The organism is Terribacillus sp. 7520-G (assembly GCF_002271665.1).
Classification (GTDB): domain Bacteria; phylum Bacillota; class Bacilli; order Bacillales; family Amphibacillaceae; genus Terribacillus.
Map to the genome: position 1 here is coordinate 22,494 of NZ_NQFP01000027.1, position 23,969 is coordinate 46,462.

Genomic DNA, 23,969 nt, shown 5'->3' on the forward strand with positions numbered 1-23,969 from the left:
TCCTCCTTAAAACGCTGTCTCGCTTATTTCCAATGAAACCATCAACCGGCCTTCCCGATCATGACCAGCCATGAGCAGGCGATTTTGTCCATCCACTTCCCAGGCATTCAGCCCTTCTGCGTATACCCATCCGTTTTCCGTTTTCAAACCAACTCGATAGGCCGTCCCGGAACCTTTGATCTTTCCATGCTCATAAATAACCTGTGCATTTCGGATAAAGGCACCAACATTATACGCTTTTTCATCTACATGATTAGCATATGCTCCATTTGTCGTTTCAAGATGTATAAACACTTTTTTTCCTGCAAATGCATCTATGTGGTCTTGCACTTCTTTCAAATCAATCGGCTTCACCGTAAGTCGCTCCTTCCAAAGCTATATCTAGACAAACATTTTACTACAAATTCCGCTGTAATGCTCGATTTGATGATTTGCATGCTGATGGACAGCAAAAATACAGCGAGCTTCAGCCCGCTGTATCCCATTCATCGCTCCGCAACATGCGTTGCATATTCCAATTGACTCGCTGTCCGTTCCCGATCGCGCTCAAGGATCGGCTTCAAGTATTTCCCGGTGTACGAACCAGGTACTTCTGCCACTTCCTCCGGTGTACCGGTCGCTACTATCTGTCCGCCTCTATCCCCGCCTTCCGGACCAAGATCGATGAGATAGTCGGCTGTTTTGATGACATCTAGATTATGCTCGATGACAAGGACAGTGTCGCCGTTTTCGACGATACGGTTCAATACTTTCAGCAATCTTGCAATATCATCCACATGCAAACCCGTCGTCGGCTCATCCAGGATATAGAATGTTTTACCGTTGCTGCGTTTATGCAATTCACTCGCCAGTTTCACTCGCTGCGCTTCCCCTCCGGATAGCGTGGTAGCCGGCTGACCCAGCTTCACATAACCTAGCCCTACATCTGAAATCGTCTGCAGCTTTCGCTTGATTTTTGGAATATTGGAGAAGAACTCCAATCCTTCCTCGATTGTCATATCCAATACATCAGCGATGCTTTTTCCTTTATATTTAACCTCAAGTGTTTCCCGATTGTACCGTTTCCCGTGACAAACCTCGCACGGCACATACACATCCGGCAGGAAATGCATCTCGATCTTGATGATGCCATCCCCGCGGCAAGCTTCGCAGCGGCCGCCTTTCACATTAAAGCTGAAGCGGCCTTTCTTATATCCGCGGACCTTTGCAGCATTCGTACTTGCGTATACATCCCGAATGTCATCGAAGGCGCCGGTATACGTAGCAGGGTTGGAACGAGGAGTGCGCCCGATAGGCGATTGGTCAATATCGATGACTTTGTCCAAGTGCTCCAATCCTTTGATCTGCTTATGCTTACCTGGCTTCACTTTGCTCCGGTTCAGTTTCTGCGCCAATGCCTTATGCAGGATCTCATTGACGAATGTACTTTTACCGGAGCCGGACACACCGGTCACCGCAGTGAAAAGACCCAGCGGTATCTCAGCAGAAGCTTTCTTCAGATTATTCTCTTCCGCTCCGATGACTTCGATGGTGCGGTCCTTATCCGGTTTGCGGCGTTCGAATGGCAGCGGAATGAATTTCTTACCGGATAAGTACTGACCCGTAAGTGATTTTTTATCTTTCATCACCTTTTCAGGTGTTCCCTGACTCGTGATCTGCCCGCCATGCTCACCGGCACCGGGGCCGACATCGATGAGCCAGTCCGCTTCCATCATCGTATCTTCATCATGCTCGACCACGATAAGCGTATTGCCAAGATCGCGCATCCGTTTCATCGTTTCGATCAGCCTGTCATTATCCCGCTGATGCAGGCCGATGGATGGTTCATCCAATACATACAAGACACCAGTCAAAGCAGAGCCGATCTGTGTGGCAAGACGGATACGCTGGGCTTCCCCGCCCGACAGCGTACCGGCTGAACGTGAAAGGGTCAGGTAATCCAGACCGACGTTATTCAGGAAGGTTATCCTGTCGATGATCTCCTTGGTGATCATGAACGCAATCTGCCTTTCCTTTTCGTTCAGTTCCAGCTCTTCCATGAAGTGTTTCACTTCCAGGACGGATTTCTCGGTTACATTGCTGATATGATGGCCATTGATCAGGACTGCGAGCGATTCCTCACGAAGACGATGCCCTTTACACTTCGGACATGGCCGGTTATTCATATACTTTTCCATTTGTTCACGGATGAAATCCGATGTCGTTTCCCGATAACGGCGAGCAATATTCGTCACCACGCCTTCGAACTCGATATTGCTTTCACGGACACGGCCGAAGTCATTTTCATAACGAAAATGGATTTTCTCCTTTTTCTTCCCATTCATCAGGATATCCAGCTGTCCCTCCGGCAGTTCGCTGACGGGTACATCCATATCGATGCCAAAATGACTGCAGGCAGCTTCCAGCAGCTTCGGGTAATATTGCGAGCTGGTCGGTTCCCAAGCTGCGATTGCACCATCGCGCAAGGTAAGCTCTTTGTCAGGGATAACCAGGTCGGGATCGACTTCCAGTTTCGTCCCCAGCCCATCACAAGTCGGGCAGGCTCCGAATGGATTATTGAAGGAGAACATGCGCGGTTCCAATTCACCGATCGAGAATCCGCAAATCGGGCAGGCGTGATGCTCACTGAAAAGCAGCTCCTCGACGCCCATCACATCAACGATGACACGGCCGTCTCCAAGCGACAGTGCCGTTTCCAGGGAATCCGTCAATCGTCCAGTGATACCTTCCTTGATGACGATCCGGTCGACTACCACTTCGATTGAATGTTTCTTTGTTTTCTCCAGCTTGATATCATCGGTGATTTCCACCATCTCACCGTCCACACGCAGACGAATATAGCCTTCCGATTTCAGCTTTTCGAGCACTTTGACATGCTCCCCTTTTTTCCCTGAAATGACCGGGGCAAGGACCTGCAGGCGGGAGCGTTCCGGAAATTCCAAGATCCGATCGGCCATTTGTTCCACAGTCTGGGAGCTTATTTCGATTCCATGACGCGGACAAGTCGGTCTGCCCACCCTGGCATATAACAGCCGTAAATAATCGTAGATTTCCGTTACCGTCCCGACTGTGGAACGTGGGTTCTTGCTTGTCGTCTTCTGGTCGATACTGATAGCCGGCGACAAGCCTTCAATCGAATCGACGTCGGGCTTGTCCATCTGGCCGAGGAACTGGCGGGCATAGGCAGATAGGGATTCTACATAGCGCCGCTGTCCTTCTGCATAGATGGTATCAAAAGCGAGTGAGGATTTCCCCGAACCGGATAGGCCGGTCAGCACGACCAGGCTATCCTTCGGAATATCGACATCTATATTTTTTAAGTTATTGGCACGGGCGCCTCTGACTGAAATGCTCTTCTTCGCCACTTTCTTCACCCTTCCACTTTTAGTTCCAAGACAAGATCACGAAGCTCGGCAGCACGTTCGAAATTGAGATCGCGTGCAGCCTGTTTCATTTCTTTCTCCATCTCGGCAATCACTTTTTCTTTTTCCTTCTTCGTCATCTTCGTCAAATCCGGTGTATCTTTCTTATTGGTACCGGATTCTTCAGAACTAATCGTCGCCTTGATGACATCCCGCACTTCCTTCTGGATCGTCCGCGGTGTGATGCCATGCTCTTCATTGTAAGCGATTTGGATTTCACGGCGCCGCAGTGTTTCATCCATCGCTTTTTGCATGCTGTCGGTAATTTTATCTGCATACATGATGACATGCCCGTTTTCGTTACGCGCCGCCCGGCCCATCGTCTGGATCAAGGAACGCTCGGAACGCAAGAACCCTTCCTTGTCCGCATCAAGTATGGCCACGAGGGAAACCTCCGGAATATCCAAGCCTTCCCGAAGCAGGTTGATTCCGACAAGTACATCATATTTGCCGATCCGCAAATCGCGGATGACCTCGATCCGTTCGAGCGTCTTGATTTCCGAATGCAGATAAGCGACCTTGATGCCGATCTCCTTGAGGTAGTCGGTCAAGTCTTCGGACATTTTCTTGGTCAATGTCGTGATCAGGACACGTTCATTCTTCTCTGTCCGTTTGTAAATCTCACTGATCAAGTCATCTATTTGTCCATCTATCGGACGAATATCGATTTCCGGATCAAGCAGCCCTGTCGGCCTGATGATCTGCTCGATCATTTCCGGCGTATGCTCGATTTCATAAGGACCCGGTGTCGCAGAGACATACACGAGCTGGCTGGTCTTCTTCTCGAATTCCTCAAATGTCAGCGGCCTGTTGTCCATCGCGGACGGCAGGCGGAAGCCATGGTCGACCAGCACTTTCTTACGTGCCTGGTCCCCATTGAACATCCCCCTGATCTGAGGCAGCGTAACATGGGACTCATCGACGACGACAACGAAATCGTCCGGGAAGAAGTCCAGTAGCGTATAAGGGGTTGCTCCCCGTTCACGGAAGGTAAGCTGGGCCGAATAGTTTTCGATACCAGAGCAAAAGCCCATTTCCCGCATCATTTCCAAGTCATAATTCGTCCGCTGCTCCAGTCGCTGGGCTTCCAGCAGCTTGCCTTGGTCCCTGAACACTTTGAGCTGTTCCTGGAGCTCTTTTTCAATATTGACGATGGCCTTCTTGAGATTCTCTTCACGCGTAACGAAGTGGGAAGCAGGGAAGATGGCCACGTGCTCGCGATCCCCGATGATCTCGCCTGTCAGTGCGTCCACTTCACGGATTCGATCGATCTCATCACCAAAGAATTCAAAACGGATGCAGTGCTCTTCTTTTGAAGCAGGGATGACTTCGACCGAGTCACCGCGGACACGGAATGTACCGCGCTGGAAGTCGATATCATTCCGTGCGTATTGGATGTCCACCAAGTTGCGGAGCAATTCATCCCTATCCTTCTCCATCCCGACACGGACGGACAGCACCTGGCTCTTATATTCTTCCGGGGAACCCAAACCATAGATACAGGACACACTTGCCACGATCAGTACATCATTGCGCTCGAAAAGGGCGGATGTCGCCGAGTGGCGCAGTTTATCGATCTCATCATTGATGCTTGCATCCTTCTCGATGAATGTATCCGTCTGCGGTACATATGCTTCCGGCTGATAATAATCATAATAGCTGACGAAGTATTCCACTGCATTGTTCGGGAAGAATTCCTTGAACTCGCTGTACAGCTGGCCGGCCAGTGTTTTGTTATGGGCAATGACAAGCGTCGGTTTGTTGATTTCCTTCACCATATTGGAGATGGTGAACGTCTTACCGGTACCTGTCGCTCCGAGCAGTGTCTGATGCCGCTTATTCTGGCGGACGCCATCGACAAGCCGTTCAATCGCTTTCGGCTGATCACCCTGCGGCTTATATTTGGATACTAACTCAAACGTTTCCTTTTCCTTCAACGCCAAATTCCTCCGTTCTGTTTGCTATTTTCATCATAGCATAAAATATATAAAAACACGAACAAACATTCGTCCAAAATTCCATATACATCCTAGTATGGATGATTGCCCAATATATAAAACATAAACTAGCAGATAGCAAAAAGCCGTCAAAAATGACGGCTTTATCTTAGTTGGCTGCTTGGTCGTATTGGTTGACTTCAAATAGGTCGATCAAATCGATTTTCGGATTTTTGTCCGTGAACCAGCGGAGGGCGAAATCATTCTTGAACAATGCCAAGTATTCCCCTTCCCGATCCTGGGCGAGCAGACTGCGCTCATCGAATAGCCGCTCATCCACTTGCTCAGCCTTCAGCCAGCGAGGGATGCGCTCTCCCATCGATTCCAATACCACTTCTACATTATACTCATTTTTCATCCGATATTCGAATACTTCGTACTGGAGCTCCCCGACCGCGCCGAGGATATAGCTGTCATCGCGTTTGCCGCGGAACAGCTGGATCGCTCCTTCCTGGACGAGCTGCTCGATGCCCTTCTTGAACTGCTTCGCTTTCATGACGTTCTTTGCCGTGACCTTCTTGAATACTTCCGGCGGGAACTGCGGCAGCTCATCGAACTCGAAGTTCGCTTTCCCTTCGACCAGTGTATCCCCGATCCGATAAATGTTCGGATCATATATTCCGATGATATCCCCCGCATACGCCTCTTCGACTGTATCACGGGACGATGCCACGAATTGCTGCGATTGGGATAACTTGATCGGCTTCGCCGAGCGGGCCAGCTGCACGCTCATACCACGCTCGAATTTCCCTGAGCAGACACGCAGGAAAGCAATCCGGTCGCGGTGGGCCGGGTTCATATTCGCCTGGATCTTGAAAATGAATCCGGAGAATTCTTCTTTCTCAGGGGATACGACACCTTCCGTCGTACGGCGGCTTCCTGGTGCAGGCGCCATGCTCACGAACGTATCGAAGAATGTTTGGACTCCGAAAGGCGCAAGGGCGCTGCCGAAGAAGACCGGTGTCTGTTTGCCGGCCAGGACACGATCCAGCGAGAATTGATCACCGGCTTCCTCCAATAATTCCAGCTCTCCTTTTGTATCTTCGAAAGTGGAGTCACCAGTCAAGTCGGCATAAGCCGGATCATCGAGCTGGTCATAAGGAATATACGTTTCTTCTTCATTTCCATTGAAACGCACGAACTGCTTGTTATATCTATCGAAAATACCCAGGAAACGCTTGCCCATTCCTGCCGGCCAGTTCATCGGATACGTTTCGATATCCAATACAGTTTCGATTTCCTCCAATAGCTCCAGCGGCTCACGGCCTTCCCGGTCAAGCTTGTTGATGAAGGTGAAAATCGGAATGCCTCTCATACGGCAGACTTTGAATAATTTCAAGGTCTGGGCTTCGATCCCTTTTGTCGCATCGATGATCATGACGACACTATCCACTGCCGTCAGTGTCCGATACGTATCTTCACTGAAGTCTTCGTGACCTGGTGTATCCAGGATATTCACCTGATAATCTTTATAAGGGAAATTCATCACGGATGATGTGACGGAAATCCCGCGCTGCTTCTCGATCTCCATCCAGTCGGAAGTAGCGAATTTACCTGATTTCTTTCCTTTTACCGTACCCGCGGTACGAATCAGATTCCCGAAGACGAGCAGTTTTTCCGTAAGTGTCGTCTTCCCGGCATCCGGGTGGGAGATGATAGCGAAAGTCTTGCGTTTTTGCACTTCTTCTTTTATTTGCATCGGTTCTTTACCTACCGTTCCATTAGCATTCGTATAGCCTGATTGTCATTGTGATCGATTTATTATCTCACACTGCGTCAAACCTCTTTTCCGCTCTAAAATCAGTCTTTCTCTACTATACATAATGTTAGCGCTTTTAGGCAATATCCTTCCGAAGATGGTTTTTCATTGACCCGCACTGAGAAAACGCTTTACTATGATAATAATAAGATTTTCATCAAAATCCGATTCATTCCGAGGAGAGACAAGATATGCTAAAGAAACTATTCGGTAAAAGTATTACAGAAGAGCGTTTTGTAAGCCCTGTCAACGGGAAAGCAGTGCCGCTCGAGGAGGTGCCTGATCCAGTATTTGCAGAAAAAATGATGGGTGAGGGTCTCGCCATCGAACCGTCGGATCAGACCATCGTCAGTCCGATCGATGCCCAGGTCGTCCAGGTGTTCGAAACCAAGCATGCCATCGGCTTAAAAACAGAAATGGGTCTGGAAGTGCTGCTCCATATCGGTCTGGATACCGTGAACCTCAAAGGCGAAGGCTTCGAAACCTTTGTCAAAACCGGAGATAAAGTCTCCGCCGGCGATAAGCTCGTCACCTTCGACAAAGCGTTCATCGAAGCGAATGCAAAAAGCAGTGTCACACCAGTGATCATCACCAACTATGAAGCAAGTGCATATACCTTGGAAACACTATTCCCCGAACAAGCCATTGCAGGGGAAACCCAGATCTTCCAAGTGAAAAAGAAATAATCGAAATGGCAGCTGCACGCTGCCGTTTTTTATTTTGACCTATTTGGGAAGCCTATTGTCATATCTGTTATAATGATAGGATAATGAATTTTTTAGACTGGAGACTGGGCTTTCATGCAATCTTATTTTCTCGATAAACAAGATATCATCAAAGTGACAGGCGATCGATTCTATCGGAGGGGGCTGGACTACGTCAATAAAGGGCGCGTCCAGGGACTGAGCTTCACGCCATCCATCAACCAATGGAAAGCTGTCGTCCGCGGAACCGAAAACTATCCTGTCCGGATTTTTTTCTTTGAGGACGATGATCTGGATGGGGTCTGCAGCTGTCCAGCCTATCACACCCATTATACATGCAAGCACATTGCGGCAGTCTTGATCGCGATCAGCCGGAACCGTTTCGATAGTAACGGATACACCGTCACCGAAGATACAGCCGTCCCGGCTGCTGCCCGTCAGACTGACTTTACCGATCGGCTCGTGCAAGCCTTCGTATCCCCTGCCGAGCGCCTGCCATCGAAGCCCCCGGAAACGTTGAAACTGGAATATAAGGTCGAACAGCGCTTCATGCAGACGAACGGCAATACTGTGTTTGAGGTCGAATTGAAGGCAGGGACCAGCCGCACCTATATCGTGCGGCTTGCCGAGGACTTTCTCAAAAGTGTGCTGCATCAGACCCGCTATCAGCTGACGCCGAGCTTCGCCTTCGACCCGCGTGTACATATTGTCACACCAGAAGACAAAGCTATCCTGGAACGATTGCTGGAAGCCTGTGAGAACAGTATGATCCATGATTTCGCAGCTTCCACCCTCCAATCAGAAAAGCGTGCGATCAAACTGACGCCTGCGATAGCCAAAGTTTTGCTGCCGCAGCTTGCAGAAGCTGGTGCCTCACTCCAATTGCTGCATACGGAACCGCTGGACACATTCCATGTGAGTGACAAGCCTGCACGATTGGACTTTTATCTGTCAACGGATGAAGACGAAATGCTCCAGCTTGGGGTACAGGAAATCGCGGCATATGAATATATCAAAACCTATCATTATTTATTCAAGGATGACACGTTGTATCCAGTTCCTGCCGAACAGCGGGAATTGATCAAGGAGCTGTTCTCCATCCTTCCTTATCGGCATGATGCACCGCAAACCGTTTCGACTAAAAACGTCGACAAATTCGTGTCGCAAGTCGTCGGCAAACTGGAACAAATCGGACACGTGCATATCGCCGAAACAGTCCGCAGCAAAATCGAAATGTCTCCTCTTGCTGCCAAAGTATATCTGGATGAAACGGATGATGTACTGCATGCCAGTGTTTCTTTCCATTATGGGAATCACGTCATCCAGCCAGGTCAGCCGCAGACAGACATGCCGGTGATCAAGCGTCAACCAGCCAAGGAAGATGCTGTCCTTCAGCAACTGCATGCTGCTGGATTCCGCTTTTCGAAAGGCCGGTTCCATTTGCTTAATACAGAGTATATGTATCTCTTCCTCCATGAGCATCTGCCCGCTTTACAGGAAATCGCCGAGGTATATATTTCCGATAGAGTGCAGGCGATGCAGGCGGATGATCAGCATGAAGTTTCTTCCTCGATCCGGCTGCAGCAGGAAAAAGGAATGCTGGAAATCAGCTTCGATGTTTCGGGCTTATCCGAAGCACATATCAATGATGTATTGCAGGCGATGATCGAAAAGAAACGCTATTATCGTATCCCTGACGGCGCATTGCTTGATCTCGGGCAGGAATCCATGGAGAATTTCCAAGACTTCCTGGAACAGCTCCAAATCAAGAAAAGCCAGCTGGAAAATCAGCATATCTTCGTACCGATCGCCCAAAGCATGCAAGTGGAAGAGTCTCTCCGCGGCGCAGAAACGGAAGCTGCTTTCCGCACTTTGATCGAGCGGCTGCGCCACCCGGAACAAATCGAGTTCGCGCTGCCATCCGGACTCCAGGCAGAATTGCGGGATTATCAGCTGACCGGATTCAAATGGATGAAGACACTGGCCCACTATGGTCTCGGCGGCATACTTGCCGATGATATGGGGCTCGGGAAAACATTGCAGACGATTTCCTATCTCACTTCTGAAAGGGAGGCTAATCCATCAGCTAATCCATCGCTGATTGTAGTACCTTCCTCGCTGCTCTATAACTGGCAGAAGGAATTCGAAAAATTTGCACCCGATATGCGGACACTGGTCATTTCCGGCTCGGTGACCGAACGGCAGGAGCAGCTTTCCCGGCTGGAGGAGCATGATATCATCATCACCTCCTACCCGTTATTAAGAATCGATCATCATGTGTATGCAGGACATCTATTCGACAGTCTGATCCTGGATGAAGCACAAGCGATCAAAAACCATACGACCCAGACCGCCAAATCCGTCGGACTGATTCAAGCTGGTAAGCGATTCGCACTCAGCGGCACCCCGATTGAAAACAGGCTGGAGGAACTATGGTCCATCTTCCACACGATATCACCCGGACTGTTCCGGAGCAGGAAATCATTCACCGAAATGGAACCGGAGAAGATTGCCCGGCTGACTCGTCCATTCATCCTGAGACGAGTCAAGACGGATGTGCTGCATGAACTTCCCGAAAAAATCGAGACCACGAACTATTCGGATCTTACCCAAGAACAAAAAGAAGTTTATGTCGGCTATCTGGAGCGGATCCGGAGAAAGATCGACAAAACGATTGCCGAAAAAGGCTTCGATCGCGGAAAGCTCGAGATTCTGGCCGGGCTGACACGACTGCGCCAGATTTGCTGCCATCCTTCTCTATTCATCGAGAATTACACCGGGCAATCCGGTAAATTGGAGCAGCTGCTCGAGGTTGTCCGGGAGCTGAAACAAAATAACAAACGTTTCTTGATTTTCTCCCAGTTTGCCAGCATGCTGGAAATCATCCGGCATGCCTTGGATGATACCGACGTATTCTATCTCGATGGCAGTACGCCTGCCAAGGAAAGAATGCAAATGGCAGAAGCATTCAATGAAGGAGAAAGGGACGGCTTCCTGATCAGCTTGAAAGCAGGGGGTACAGGACTGAATCTTACAGGTGCAGATACCGTCATCCTATTCGACCTATGGTGGAATCCTGCTGTTGAAGAGCAAGCCGCCGGTCGTGCCCACAGAATCGGACAGAAAAATGTCGTCCAAGTGATCCGTCTGCTTACACGCGGGACGATCGAGGAACGAATCTTTGAATTGCAGCAGCGCAAGCGCGCCCTCGTCGATCAGATCATCCAACCCGGGGAAACGATGCTCCATACACTTACCGAAGAAGAAATACGCAGCCTGTTATCGATGCAGGACGACTAGAATGAGCAAGCCGCGAAGGCTTGCTCATTTGCTATATATATGGAATGATTCCTGTCACAGCTGTTCTTTGTATGACGAATGAATTGGATGCTCCTGTCTATTCCTTGTGTAAAAAAACAAAAAGCACCGAATAAAAAGTAAAATATGGTAAAATTTCAAATAAGGAGGAATGAAGATGAAGATAAAAACAACGCTCATCATGACGCTATCTCTCTTAGCTTTATTTACACTGGCTGCTTGTAATGCAGCAAACGAACAAAACGCTTCTGACAATAAGGAGACAGAACCAAACGATATATCTGTAAAAGATAAATCAAGAGAGCAAACAGGAGCAGATGGTGATACATACGAAGAAGACAAGCGCGAAGAAAAAAATCCTGTTACAGGGAACAGCAAGGAGGAGAAGAACACAGGAGCGGCTGCCGAAGAAAAAGATCCTGATACCAATATCAACAATGATGAGAAAAAATCAGAAACACCAGTCCAAGAAAACATAAAAATCTCAAATGGTGAGGAAGCCGTACAATTTCTGAAACAACATCTGGAAGAAGGAAAAAATGAGGACATTTCTTTTGGGACTGATGGAAAGCTATTGACTGATAATACTGGATCTTTTTATATGGTGCAAGTAGTGGATGTTCCTTTGCGCGGATCAGTAAAAACTGGCAACTTAGGCTACTATCAAGTATATCAGAACGGCACTTATGAAGAGTTCCATCCTTCTGTCGATACAAACAATATAAACACTGCGGGAAAAGAAGAATATCTTAAGAGATTGAACGGAATGGAAGAAGCAGATAGAAATGCAGAGGTTAAATCGACCACACAAGATATGATAGATCAAGAAGATGAAAGATATAAAAAATGGGATGCAGTATTAAATGAAATTTATAATGCCCTGCAAGAACAACTTCCTGCTGATGAAATGGACAAATTAAGGGAAGGACAGCGAAATTGGATCAGAAACAGAGATACACAAGCAGAAGAAGCTTCGCTAAAATACGAAGGCGGTACTTTGCAGCCCTTGGAAGCTATAGCTACAAAAGCAACTATTACAAAGGAAAGATGTTATGAGTTAGTAGCGTCCTATATGAAATGACTGGAATCCCCTAAAACAAAAGCCCACACATCTTAGCTTCAGACGAGTGGGCTTATTTCCAATGAGATAACTGCTGCTTTTGATCATTTATATTCAGCTGCTTTCCCGTGAAGCATATCTCCACTGTTCCTGCACAAAGATGATGCCAAGCTCATGCGGTTCCCCTTCATACATCGCACGCTGCTTGATCCGGATTTCCCCTTGGTCATCACGGATTTCCATCTTGCAATACTGGCTGTTCGTCTGGATGGCTTCATAGAATGCCCGTTCCGTTGTCACACGGATACCGTTTACTTTCTCGATCCGCTCACCAGCCAATATTCCCAGTCTGTCAGCCGGGCTTTGGGGAATGACAGCAAGAACGAACAATCCCTTGCTGCTTTCCGTGTAGTACATCTTACGCTTGCGATCTTTACTGCGGAAGTATAGCGTGATCGCCTCCCTGCCGATAAGTGCGATCACAAAAGCCGCAATGGCGAAATAATAGGAGTACATACTTGCCAAGCTCACCGCAAGGGTCAAGAATGCCAAGATCAAGACAGCCTTCCCTTGCTTACGCGCTTCGATGAATGCGGGACGGCCCTTGGCAAAACCATCGATACCAGTAAGCAATGGCACCAGCAGCAGGCCGTAATTCGTTCCATTCAAATGGAAGAATGGCCACCATGGGGCGAAAGGCTCGATGGCACCCGCCGGCACTAACAGGACGAATGGAATGAATAACAGCTTGCGAAACCGATGCTGGCCAATCCAGCGTCCGCGAGGACCCTTTACCAGCTCCGGCAAGGTATCTTCCCTTTTGGTCTTAAGCAGAAGGACAGCTTCTGCAAGCATAAGGATGCTCATGATGAGTGCAAAGCTGATCCAGTTAAGACCTTCCAAATCATCAGCCCAGCCAGCTGGCAGATAGTCAGCAGCATATGGAGCTGCACCTACGGCAAGCAAAAAGCTGAATCCAAAAATATAAGCTGATGACAGCCAAGTGAAACGGAACAAGAGCGTAAGGACAATCGTCACGGCACTTATCAATAAAACGACGACCGGTGCCATGACGATCCCGGCGCCGATGCTTACTGCAGTAAGCAAAAGTGCGAAAATAAGCGATAGCATCCAAGTGCCTGTCCACTCTTTCCCAAAATCGAATACCTTCGTACCGAAGTTATTCCGCTCTTTCCTGATCCTGCGGCTGGAAACGAATAGAGTCAGCAGCAATCCCCAATACAGCAGGGGATTCAAAAAGAAGTTTCCGATCCCATATAGCAGTTCGGTCAACCAATCATTCAGCATTGTGTGTCTCTCCCTATAAACCAACTCTTATGTATACTGTCTATTCTAACATGATAGGCCTCGTTTTCCTATGCCAATAGAAAAAGCCTCCCTTTTTAGGGAGGCTTCGGATCATTGGCGGAAAAGCTGCTGCAGCGCTTTGTCCATTTGATTATCATGCTTGCCATCGCGTACTTGCTCGATGATCTTGGTTTGCAGCAAATCTGCTGTTTCCTGATCCACTTCTCCTGTTGCTTGCAAATCATTATCCAGCTGGAACTGTTTTACTGCTGTTTCAGTCTTTTCATTGAAAAACCCATCTTTACGGCTTGGTTCATATCCCAGGCCTTCCAGCATGATTTGCAGGTTTTTGATTTTGTCATTATTATCGTTAAACTTCAGTGTTTCCTTCTCGTCCAATTGAATCGGAGAACTGTAGAAGTACTCCGGCTGGTCCACTTCGACGGTCGGCTTGATGCCTTTTTCATGGATCCAGTCCCCATTGGGCGTCAGCCACTTGTACAGCGTCAGCTTGAGCATGGAATCATTCTGCAATGGAACGGTTTGCTGTACCGTCCCTTTTCCGAATGTCGTCTTTCCGATCAGTTCATAACCGCCAGCCTGATTCATGGCGCCAGCAAGAATTTCGGATGCAGAAGCACTGCCCTCATCAATCAGGACATTGATCGGGTATTCCTTCTTCTCATCCAGCTCCGTATAAAATTCTTGTTTTTCGCCATTTTTATCTTCGATCTGCAAATACGGTTTATCACTAGGGACAAAATTCTTCAGGATATCCTCCACTGTCGTCAGGATACCGCCTGGATTTCCGCGGACGTCGATGATCAAACCATCGATACCGTCTTTCTCCAGCTTATCCAAAGCTGTTTTGAATTCCTTGGCCGTGCTCTCGGAAAATGATGTGATTTCCAGGACACCAGCTGTCTTTCCATCCACTTCTTTCGTATCGGCATAGACAGTTTCAACAGGAATCTCATCCCGGGTGACGTCTATTTTCAATTCCTCTGACACGCCTGGACGCTTCACTGACAAAGTCACCGTCGTCCCTTTTTCTCCTCGGATCTTATTGACTGCTTGCTGCAGGTCCAAGCCTTGCAAGGAATCGCCATCAACCTCCAGCACTTGATCATTCGGTCGCAAACCTGCTTCCTCAGCCGGGGAATCCTTGATCGGCGCCACAATCGTCACCTGTTTGTCCACCATGCTCACCTCAGCTCCGATACCCTCGAATGAAGATTCCAGCTGCTGATTCAATTGCGAGGAAGACTCCTCGTCCAGAAAGGAACTGTATGGATCATCCAGGGTTTGCAGCATCCCCTGTATTGCACCTTCCTGCAGCTGCTGCGCATCCGGCTTGGCCAATGCATTATCCCTGATGAGCTCATACGCGTCCTCTACCTCAGAGAGATTGCCTGCATCATCTGAAGCAGATCGGAAACCAGATTCATCCTTTCCGGCATATGATGTAAACGCATAGCTGCCGCCAGCCCCGACAACCAATGCCAAAATGATAGCTATCACGAATGTCACTTTTTTGATCTGCACGTCCCACTCTCATCCTTTCTCACTTGTCCGCTCCGTTAATCCTACTATTATGCCAGCCTCCCCCTATCTTATCACTAAAATAGGCAGATGATGTGAAAAAGGCACCTCCATCATCGGAGAATGCCTTTTTCGATTCTGATCTTAGAAATATTTCATTGGGTCGACTGCGTTACTCTTCGCACTATTCCATTTGCCTTCATGAATTTCAAAGTGAAGGTGGGAACCGGTGGATGCACCAGTGTTACCCATTTTCGCAATTTCTTGTCCTCTGGAGACTTTTTCCCCAACGGAAACCCCACGGCTGCTTAGGTGACCATAAAGTGTTTCGTACGTACGTCCATTGATGGAATGCGTAATGATGATAACATTGCCATATCCATTCATCGTGCCACTGTAGGAAACAACACCGCTTGCCGCTGCATGAATCGGCGTTCCAGTAGCATTGGCGATATCCTGTCCATAGTGATTGCTGGACGAGCCGCTTCCGAATGGATCATTCCGGACACCAAATCCAGAGCTCAGGCGACCTTGTGCCGGCCAAGAGAAGATACCAGCTTGTGCCGATTTGACACTGGAGGAGCTGGAGGAACTGCTTGAACTGGACGAATTGCTGGAACTGCTCGAATTGCTGCTCTTGGAAGAGCTGCTTGATTCAGATGCAGAGCTGGAGGAAGAGGACTTGCTTGCTGCTGCTTTCTTCGCCGCCTCTGCTGCTGCCTTCGCTTCTGCTGCCGCTTTTTCCTGTGCTGCTAAATCAGCTTTCTCGGATTCAGCATTTTCCTGTGCCAATCGAAGCGCTTCAGCTTGGTTGGCTGCAAGCTCCTTCTCTTCTTCGGCAGAAAGGATTTTGTTCCCTAGTTTTTCATATTCCTCTTCCAGCTGCTGTTTCAATTCTTCCTGCTCGCTTGCCTGGGACTTCAGGTCTGCTTTGATATCTTCAAGCTTCGCTTTTTGATCTTCCAGGTTTTTCTTTTCATCTTCACGCTGCTGCTTTTGATCCTCAAGCTTCTGCTTCGCTTGGATATAACCGTTCAAAAGCTCCTTATCGGAATCCATGATCGTTGTAACGGCATTCAGGCGGTTCACCATATCGCTGAAGTTTTTGGAGCCCATCAATACTTGCAAGTACTGGACATCCCCGCCGTTTTGCTGAATGCTGACAAGACGGTCGGATAGTTTATCTTCACGTTTTTCGATATCTTTTTCGGTTTCGACGATATCATTGGAAATCTTCTCGATTTTCTTGTTCGTTTCCGAGATTTCATTTTCTTTATCACTTAAAGCATTTTCATTCTTGTCGATCTCGTTGTTCAAATCATCCAGCTTCGCCATCAGATTTTCCTGCTCAGCCAGGTTATCCGACTGCTCAGACTTGGCGTCATTGATTTCACCTTCGAGTTCGCTTTGCTTATTGTTGTTTTCCTGCTGCTTCTTCTGCAGTTCGTCAATTTCGCTCTGAACGTCAGAGGAAGATTTCGCGGATGTTTGAATCGGAGTATGTAGGATTGTTCCTGCAGCTAATGCAGCTACAAGAACGGGCTTGATCATCTTCTTCATTTCTTCTCTCATTCCCTTTCTTCCTTTACAAGCTTATATATTGTTAGGTTAGTTAGACTTTAAGAAATTTACGGACACTCATGACACTGCCCCAGACACCGATGATTGCACCGATTGCAAGTAATATCCCTGCAAGCTGGAATGCGAATGGTGAGTAAGGGAGGATCTCGACGAAACCGATGCTGATATCATCTGTCATGTTCCCTGACAGGTAATAGTATCCGACGAGTACCAGTGCAATTGGGATGATGGCCCCCAATACTCCAAGCAGCAGTCCTTCGATGAAGAACGGCCAGCGGATGAAGGAGTTGGTCGCACCCACCAATTTCATGATGCCGATTTCCCTGCTTCTGGCAATGATCGTTATTTTGATTGTGTTTGAAATCAGGAAGATGGCCGTGAATACCAGCCCAAGGATAAGAACTGCACCGATTATGCGGGCGTACTTACTCACAGTAAAGAGATTCTCTACTGTCGCTTTCCCATAATCCACCTTGTCCACTCCGTCCAGTTTCGCAACTTCGTCAGCCACGCCAGCCGTATCATGCGGATCGGACGTCTTGACGATGTAGGTATCACTCAATGGATTGTCTTGTTCGAATAACTCCCAATCGGTCTGCCCCATATCCTCCATCAGCTGGTTCAACTGCTCGTCCTTCGAGGAATACTTTACGGAACCAACCTTATCAATCGATTCAATCTCACTTTGGATGGACTTCACTTGGTCCTGACCAAGTGTGGGATCGAGATAGACGCTCATTTCGACATCCGACTCGATATTGGTTGCAAACTTGTTCAAGTTGAACACGACAGCCAGGAAGACACCGACTAAGATCAAGGTCACAGTTACCGCCCCGATCGAGGCGATGGTCATCCAGCCGTTACGGAAAATATTCTTGGACCCTTCGCGCAGATGGCGTTTTGCGGTATTAAACTTCATACCCGTAATCACCTCCTGCTTCGTCACGGACAATTCTGCCATTTTCAATGGCGATGACGCGTTTCTTGATTGTATTCACGATTTCTTTGCTGTGCGTTGCCATGATGATCGTCGTACCTTTTTGGTTGATATCCTCCAGCACCTTCATGATGCCCCAGGATGTCTCCGGATCAAGGTTCCCGGTTGGCTCATCGGCGATGACGACCTTCGGATTATTCGCTATTGCCCGGGCAATGGCGACACGCTGCTGTTCCCCTCCTGACAATTCATCAGGTAATGATCTGGCTTTATCCTTTATCCCGACGAGATCCAGCACTTCCATGACACGATCCCGGATGATTTTAGGAGATTCTTCGATTACTTCCAAGGCAAAAGCGACATTTTCATAGACTGTCAGCTTCGGAAGCAATTTGAAATCCTGGTACACAACACCTATTTTCCTTCTGACCCTCGGAATATGGCGTTCCTTATATGTGCTTAAATCTTTGTTATCGACTTTTACGATTCCAGTGCTCGGTTTTTCTCCACGGAAGATCATTTTTACGAATGTGGATTTACCAGCTCCGCTCGGTCCTACCAAATACACGAATTCCCCGCTGTCGATATGCACATTGACGCCATTCAGCGCCGTAACGCCATTGGCATATGTCTTATGCACACCCTTCATTTCTATCATGTTTTAACTCACCTTTGTTTTTATTCTAATCTGCTAATTTACGAACTAAATTATGTCGAACTAATCTGCTAATCTATTAACTAAGTATGTCGAACATTGGCGAAAGCAATCGAAAAAGCTCTCGAACCTGAAATCATTATAACATCTTATTTGTATTTTTTTAGATGAATTAATATTACATTTATATTTCAAAATATGACAAAAGACATGTTTTTTGAAATATTTTATGCTGTATGCTGTCGATTTTTCGTGCTGACAGGGTCCAAAAACACAACAAAATACCCATACAGCTCGTGTATGGGTATTTGTCACAATCACGCTATTCCTGCTGATTCCGAAGCCATTCTGCGATTTTCTCCGCCTCTTCTCCCTCCGCTTGGCCGGCTGGCATACCGCCCTTGCCGTTTTCCATGATTTCCACAAGTTCTTCTTGTGTATACTTGGAGCCCAGGGTATCCAGGGGAGGGCCCCCATTGCCGCCGCTCAAATCCTGTCCGTGACACATGGCACAGTTGTTTTCATAGGCTTCTTGCGGTGTTTCGGCTGTTTCATCCTTGCTGCCGCAAGCTGCCAGGATAAACAGGAATGCAAGAATGGTGCTTGCTATCGCCATTTTTTTCAAGAGAATCGCATCCTTTTCTTGTGAGTGGAATAACGGTTCAGCTTGTTATGTTACAGAAGCTTTACAGAAAGCCCTTATAATGTGGAACGCAAATACGCGTTGATGAACGGATCAAGCTGTCCGTCCATCACAGCCTGTGTATTTCCCGATTCTTCATTCGTCCGATGATCTTTTACCATGGAATATGGATGGAACACATAGGATCGGATTTGGCTTCCCCAGCCGATTTCTTTTTGTTCCCCGCGGATTTCGTTCAGCTCTTGCTGCTGCTTCTCGATTTCAAGCTGATACAGCTTCGCTTTCAGCATCTTCATTGCATGTTCGCGGTTTTTGATCTGCGAACGTTCGGATTGACATGTCACGACCGTATTGGTGGGGATATGCGTGATCCTTACCGCCGAATCGGTCGTATTGACGTGCTGACCGCCGGCACCGCTCGAACGGTACGTATCGATTTTCAGATCCTCTGTCCGTATGTCCACATCGATGTCATCATCGAATTCCGGCATCACATCACAGGATACAAATGATGTATGGCGGCGTCCGGAACTATCGAATGGCGAGATACGCACAAGACGGTGCACGCCTTTTTCTGCTTTCAAATAGCCATACGCATTCAAGCCTTTGATCAAAAGGGTCACACTTTTCACACCAGCTTCCTCTCCAGGAAGATAATCAAGTGTTTCCACTTTGAAGTTATGCTGTTCTGCCCAGCGCGTGTACATACGCAGCAGCATGCTCGCCCAGTCCTGCGATTCCGTCCCGCCGGCACCTGGGTGCAGTTCAAGGATGGCATTGTTCTTATCATACGGTTCACTCAGCAGCATGAGCAGCTCGAATTCATCGAGTGCTTCGCGCATCGATACTATCTCTTCTTCCAGCTCGCTGCGAAGATCCTCGTCTTCTTCTTCCTTCACCAATTCGAAGGAAACCTCCAAATCTTCATGGCGGGAAACCAGTTTTTCATAGCCTTCCACTGATTCCTTCAAGCCATTGGATTCATTGATGACTTTCTGGGCTCCCTGCTGATCATCCCAGAACGTCGGTTCCAGCATCTGATCCTCCAGCTCAGCGATACGGGCTTTCTTTTGATCTAAGTCAAAGAGACCCCCTAAAGTCAGCTAATTGTTTATCCATACGATCCAGTTCATTTCTGATTTCTGCAAATTCCATTTTCTCTCACCTCATATAAGTCTATGACCGGGACTTCCGGCATCATTGTCCGTGGCAGTTCTTGTATTTTTTGCCGCTTCCGCATGGGCATGGGTCATTTCGTCCTACCGTTTCGCCTTTGACGATCGGGGATTTTTTCTTTTTCTTATCTGCTTGGGTATCATCGCCGCTGACAGCTTGGACACCTTTAGCAACCTGTTCGCGCTGCAGGTTATCACGGATTTCCGCTTTCAGTACATAGCGTGTCACTTCTTCCTTGATGGAAGTGATCATCGCTTCAAACATATTGAAGCCTTCCAGCTGATATTCCCGGAGCGGATCGTTTTGTCCATAAGCACGCAAGTGGATACCTTGGCGAAGCTGATCCATCTGATCGATATGATCCATCCATTTCGTATCAACCGTACGAAGCAGGATGACCTTTTCGAATTCGCGCATTTGATCAGGTGTCATTTCTTCTTCCTTCTGTTTCAGATGCCCGCGAATCTTTTCAAGCAGCAATTCTTCGATTTCTTCTTCATCTTTATTCTTCAGCTCATCGACTGTCAGCTTGTCCTGCGGCAGTAAGTTGGCATGAGCGTATTCAACCAATGCATCGAGCTCCCATGCTTCATCTGAATCATTTGCTGTATGTGCTTGAACGACCATATGGACGGTATCCTTTATCATTTCTTCGATGATCGGGTTCAAATCGTCGCTGTCGATTACCTCGAAGCGCTGTTTATAGATGATTTCCCGCTGTTCACGAAGCACATCATCATAGGAAAGCACCGTTTTACGAGAATCGAAGTTGTTGCCTTCCACTCGTTTTTGAGCGGATTCGACAGCACGTGATACCATTTTGCTCTCGATCGGTGTGCTGTCATCCATGCCTAGACGATCCATCATATTGCGCATATTGTCGGAACCGAACCGGCGCATCAATTCATCTTCCATGGACAGATAGAACTGGGTCACACCCGGGTCTCCCTGACGGCCGGCACGACCGCGCAGCTGGTTGTCGATACGACGGGATTCATGACGCTCTGTACCGATGACAGCAAGACCGCCCAGTTCCCGCACACCTTCACCAAGCTTGATATCCGTACCGCGTCCAGCCATATTCGTGGCAATCGTCACAGCGCCTTTTTGACCCGCGTCCTCGATGATCTCTGCTTCACGATGGTGATTCTTCGCATTCAATACATTATGCGGCACACCGGCGCGCTTCAGCATCTTGCTGATCAGTTCGGAAGTCTCGACGGCTACTGTACCGACAAGCACTGGCTGGCCAGTTGCATGGCGGGCCTTGATTTCTTCGACAACAGCACGGAACTTGCCTTCCATGGATTTGAAAATGAAGTCGGATTTATCCTCACGCGTGATTTCCCTGTTGGTAGGGATGACAAGCACATCCATGTTATAGATATTGCGGAACTCTTCTTCCTCTGTCTTCGCTGTACCGGTCATACCGGCAAGCTTTTTGTACATCCGGAAATAGTTCTGGAAAGTGATGCTGGCAAGCGTCATACTTTCATTCTGGATCTGCAGGCCTTCCTTCGCTTCGATAGCCTGGTGAAGACCGTCGCTGTAGCGGCGTCCCTTCATGAGACGTCCGGTGAAGCTGTCGACGATGATGACCTCGCCTTCTTCGACTACATAATCCGTATCGCGCTGCATCGTCACATGTGCTTTCAGCGCTTGATTGATATGATGCGTAATGGACACATTCTTCAAATCGAACAAGTTTTCCAGACCGAAGAACTTCTCTGCCTTGTTGATGCCTTCCTCCGTCAGCAAAACAGATTTCGTCTTGATATCATTTGTATAATCTTCTTCCTTCTTCAGCATACGAACAAACGAGTTGGCCTGCGTATACAGACTTGCCGATTTCGCAGCTGAACCGGAGATGATCAGCGGTGTCCGTGCTTCATCGATCAAGATGGAATCGACCTCATCGATGATGGCAAAATGAAGCGGACGCTGTACCATCTGCTCCTTATACAGCACCATATTATCCCGTAAATAATCGAATCCAAGCTCATTGTTCGTACTGTAAGTGATGTCTGCAGCATATGCTTCCTGCTTCTGCTCCCGTGTCATGCCCACACTATTGAGCCCGACGGTCAAGCCGAGGAATTCGAATAGCGGACGGTTATTTTCCATATCACGGCCGGCGAGATAATCATTGACTGTGACGATATGCACGCCCTTGCCGGCTAAAGCATTCAAGTAAGCAGGCATTGTACTTGCCAGTGTTTTACCTTCCCCTGTTTTCATTTCGGCAATATTGCCGCCATGGATGGCGATACCGCCAAGCAGCTGTACATGGAAAGGTCGCATGCCGAGCACTCGGTCAGCCGCTTCCCGCACGGTTGCAAAGGCTTCCGGCAGCAAATCATCCAAGGACTCGCCATCCTGATAACGTTTTTTAAATTGCGTCGTCTTTTCTTTTAATTGTTCATCTGTATATCCACGATATTCGTCTGCTAAACTTTCTATTTGTTCGGCTGTTTTCTGGGCACGGCTTACTTGCTTCTGCGTACCGTCTCCAAACACCCGTTTTAGTAGTCCACGCATCATAACGCTCCTCTTTTAAATCAAAAAAGTATAGTCCAAAAATAATAATAACACTAGGCTTGACGGTTTACAAGAAAGGGTAATCAGCCCATCCAAAAAAGCAAAAAACAGCGACGCCAACAGACGCCGCTTAACATGGAAGGAGTGTGCCATGTCGGATATTCGCAGTATCGTAATCGCTACTCCAGCCGCTTGAATACCACCGTCAATGGAATGCGCAGCCTCCAGAGGGGAGACTGCGGCATCCTGGTGGGAGTCTTGCGGGGAAAAGGAAGTCTGCCCCTCAGAAGACACGTGATCCGGAGGACAGATCACGCTGCATTTGTTCGATGCACCAGCGCTCGAGCTGCTCCTGCTTCCATTGAAGTTCTGCCAGCCTTCGATTGGTCGCCGCAATGATCTCGAGAAGCTGTGTGATCGTATGCTCATGCTGTGTGAGTTGGGAATGGGAGACTCTTTGGACAGCATTATCTGAATGTCTGATGGTCAGTACCCCCTTTTGTTGTAGCTGACTTATTTATAACACAGGACTTTCGAAAGGGAAAATGACCGTTTTCGTAAAACGGCCAGGGACTTTCCTCATAAAGCACAAGATTTCCTCACCATCCGACAGTTTTCATCTCTTTTTTTAAGTGATTACGAGATAATCTCCCCATCGTTTTTGCAAAACGGCTTAAATTTAAAAAGGCAGACACGAAAGTGCCTGCCTTGTATTTCTTTTATCAGTTAGGCTCAATGAGCCCATATCTTCCATCTTTACGTTTGTAGACTACATTCGTATCTCCTGTAACGGAGTTCGTATAAACGAAGAAGCTATGCCCCAGCATATCCATCTGCAGGATTGCTTCGTCGGAATCCATCGGTTTCAGGTCAAAACGCTTGTTCCGTACAATTTCGAACGAACTAAGGTCTTCTTCATCTTCAGCCGCTGCGACGACTGCTCCGGCTGCACTTTCATTCTCCAGAGCAGCGAATGCATGCTTCGGTGCATCCCCGCTCTGGCGGGAGCGCCGATTCACTTTCGTCTTATGCTTCTTGATCTGCCGTTCCAGTTTCGTTACGACCAGATCGATCGCGGCATATAGATCGGTATGACTTTCCTCTGCCCGCAGCAGCAGGTTCTTCATCGGGATTGTCACTTCGATCTTCGACTCATTGTTATGGACACTCAAGTTTACGTGAACCTCGGAATTCACCGGAGAATCGAAATATCTCTCCAATTTGCCTACCTTCTTCTCAACGTAGTTCTTGATCGCTTCTGTAGCCTCGACATTCTCGCCACGAATATTGTACTTCATAACAAGTGTCCTCCTTTCATCCTTACGAGGA

16 protein-coding genes are annotated in these 23,969 nt (G+C 48.0%); 3 read left to right on the plus strand and 13 right to left on the minus strand.

Features of this window, described 5'->3' with window-relative positions; genetic code table 11:
* Positions 1-6: 6 nt before the first annotated feature.
* From CHH53_RS10645 to CHH53_RS10660, 4 genes are all read right to left on the minus strand, one after another.
* Positions 7-354, minus strand: coding sequence for a YojF family protein (locus tag CHH53_RS10645; RefSeq protein WP_095216115.1), 348 nt, complete (start codon positions 352-354; stop codon positions 7-9).
* Positions 355-485: 131 nt separating this feature from the next.
* Positions 486-3,365 (minus strand): excinuclease ABC subunit UvrA, encoded by a 2,880-nt coding sequence (uvrA, locus tag CHH53_RS10650; protein WP_095216116.1) that lies wholly within the window; start codon positions 3,363-3,365, stop codon positions 486-488.
* A 5-nt stretch (positions 3,366-3,370) separates the two neighbouring features.
* Positions 3,371-5,359, minus strand: a complete 1,989-nt coding sequence (gene uvrB, locus CHH53_RS10655; RefSeq protein WP_095216117.1) for an excinuclease ABC subunit UvrB — start codon at positions 5,357-5,359, stop codon at positions 3,371-3,373.
* A gap of 169 nt (positions 5,360-5,528) precedes the next feature.
* A complete protein-coding gene (locus CHH53_RS10660; RefSeq protein WP_095216118.1) occupies positions 5,529-7,118 on the minus strand; it encodes a peptide chain release factor 3 in 1,590 nt (529 codons plus the stop codon).
* A 251-nt stretch (positions 7,119-7,369) separates the two neighbouring features.
* Here CHH53_RS10660 and CHH53_RS10665 point away from each other — a divergent pair, with 251 nt between their 5' ends.
* The 3 genes from CHH53_RS10665 (at position 7,370) to CHH53_RS17685 (ending at position 12,281) form a co-directional block, all read left to right on the plus strand.
* Entirely contained in the window at positions 7,370-7,864 is a 495-nt protein-coding gene (locus CHH53_RS10665) for a PTS sugar transporter subunit IIA (RefSeq protein ID WP_095216119.1), read from the plus strand.
* A gap of 114 nt (positions 7,865-7,978) precedes the next feature.
* Complete coding sequence (locus CHH53_RS10670; protein ID WP_095216120.1) at positions 7,979-11,182, plus strand: DEAD/DEAH box helicase; 3,204 nt, start codon at positions 7,979-7,981, stop codon at positions 11,180-11,182.
* 175 nt (positions 11,183-11,357) lie between these two features.
* The gene (locus CHH53_RS17685; RefSeq protein WP_233135038.1) at positions 11,358-12,281 is read left to right on the plus strand and encodes a lysozyme inhibitor LprI family protein; all 924 of its coding nucleotides are present in this window, start codon (positions 11,358-11,360) and stop codon (positions 12,279-12,281) included.
* Positions 12,282-12,374: 93 nt separating this feature from the next.
* Here the strand turns inward: CHH53_RS17685 and CHH53_RS10680 are convergent, their stop codons facing one another.
* From CHH53_RS10680 to hpf, 9 genes are all read right to left on the minus strand, one after another.
* A complete protein-coding gene (locus CHH53_RS10680; RefSeq protein ID WP_095216121.1) occupies positions 12,375-13,568 on the minus strand; it encodes a PDZ domain-containing protein in 1,194 nt (397 codons plus the stop codon).
* A 111-nt stretch (positions 13,569-13,679) separates the two neighbouring features.
* Positions 13,680-15,107, minus strand: a complete 1,428-nt coding sequence (locus CHH53_RS10685) for a S41 family peptidase (protein WP_095216135.1) — start codon at positions 15,105-15,107, stop codon at positions 13,680-13,682.
* 147 nt (positions 15,108-15,254) lie between these two features.
* Positions 15,255-16,682 carry a murein hydrolase activator EnvC family protein gene (locus tag CHH53_RS10690; RefSeq protein ID WP_095216122.1) on the minus strand — a complete coding sequence of 476 codons (1,428 nt, stop codon included), beginning with the start codon at positions 16,680-16,682 and terminating at the stop codon, positions 15,255-15,257.
* Between the two features lie 40 nt (positions 16,683-16,722).
* Positions 16,723-17,610, minus strand: a complete 888-nt coding sequence (gene ftsX, locus CHH53_RS10695) for a permease-like cell division protein FtsX (protein WP_095216123.1) — start codon at positions 17,608-17,610, stop codon at positions 16,723-16,725.
* Positions 17,600-18,286 (minus strand): cell division ATP-binding protein FtsE, encoded by a 687-nt coding sequence (gene ftsE, locus CHH53_RS10700; protein ID WP_095216124.1) that lies wholly within the window; start codon positions 18,284-18,286, stop codon positions 17,600-17,602. The genes ftsX and ftsE overlap by 11 nt, the downstream gene beginning before the upstream one ends.
* A gap of 319 nt (positions 18,287-18,605) precedes the next feature.
* Positions 18,606-18,899, minus strand: coding sequence for a c-type cytochrome (locus CHH53_RS10705; protein WP_095216136.1), 294 nt, complete (start codon positions 18,897-18,899; stop codon positions 18,606-18,608).
* 83 nt (positions 18,900-18,982) lie between these two features.
* Positions 18,983-20,081 (minus strand): peptide chain release factor 2 gene (prfB, locus tag CHH53_RS10710; RefSeq protein WP_369819879.1). Its coding sequence is split into 2 segments (ribosomal slippage): positions 18,983-20,008 and positions 20,010-20,081, totalling 1,098 coding nucleotides; the frame shifts between segments, so codons are not numbered across the junction.
* A 42-nt stretch (positions 20,082-20,123) separates the two neighbouring features.
* Positions 20,124-22,640, minus strand: coding sequence for a preprotein translocase subunit SecA (secA, locus tag CHH53_RS10715; RefSeq protein ID WP_095216125.1), 2,517 nt, complete (start codon positions 22,638-22,640; stop codon positions 20,124-20,126).
* 722 nt (positions 22,641-23,362) lie between these two features.
* Positions 23,363-23,938 carry a ribosome hibernation-promoting factor, HPF/YfiA family gene (gene hpf, locus CHH53_RS10720; protein WP_095216126.1) on the minus strand — a complete coding sequence of 192 codons (576 nt, stop codon included), beginning with the start codon at positions 23,936-23,938 and terminating at the stop codon, positions 23,363-23,365.
* Between the last annotated feature and the right edge of the window lie 31 nt (positions 23,939-23,969).

Excerpts from the sequence above, each read along its gene's own strand:
- CHH53_RS17685 (WP_233135038.1), top strand. The coding sequence starts at position 11,358 with ATGAAGATAAAAACAACGCTCATCATGACGCTATCTCTCTTAGCTTTA.
- CHH53_RS10705 (WP_095216136.1), bottom strand. The coding sequence starts at position 18,899 with ATGGCGATAGCAAGCACCATTCTTGCATTCCTGTTTATCCTGGCAGCT.
- CHH53_RS10660 (WP_095216118.1), bottom strand. The coding sequence starts at position 7,118 with ATGCAAATAAAAGAAGAAGTGCAAAAACGCAAGACTTTCGCTATCATC.
- secA (WP_095216125.1), bottom strand. The coding sequence starts at position 22,640 with ATGCGTGGACTACTAAAACGGGTGTTTGGAGACGGTACGCAGAAGCAA.
- CHH53_RS10680 (WP_095216121.1), bottom strand. The coding sequence starts at position 13,568 with ATGCTGAATGATTGGTTGACCGAACTGCTATATGGGATCGGAAACTTC.
- ftsX (WP_095216123.1), bottom strand. The coding sequence starts at position 17,610 with ATGAAGTTTAATACCGCAAAACGCCATCTGCGCGAAGGGTCCAAGAAT.
- CHH53_RS10670 (WP_095216120.1), top strand. The coding sequence starts at position 7,979 with ATGCAATCTTATTTTCTCGATAAACAAGATATCATCAAAGTGACAGGC.
- CHH53_RS10665 (WP_095216119.1), top strand. The coding sequence starts at position 7,370 with ATGCTAAAGAAACTATTCGGTAAAAGTATTACAGAAGAGCGTTTTGTA.
- CHH53_RS10690 (WP_095216122.1), bottom strand. The coding sequence starts at position 16,682 with ATGAGAGAAGAAATGAAGAAGATGATCAAGCCCGTTCTTGTAGCTGCA.
- hpf (WP_095216126.1), bottom strand. The coding sequence starts at position 23,938 with ATGAAGTACAATATTCGTGGCGAGAATGTCGAGGCTACAGAAGCGATC.
- ftsE (WP_095216124.1), bottom strand. The coding sequence starts at position 18,286 with ATGATAGAAATGAAGGGTGTGCATAAGACATATGCCAATGGCGTTACG.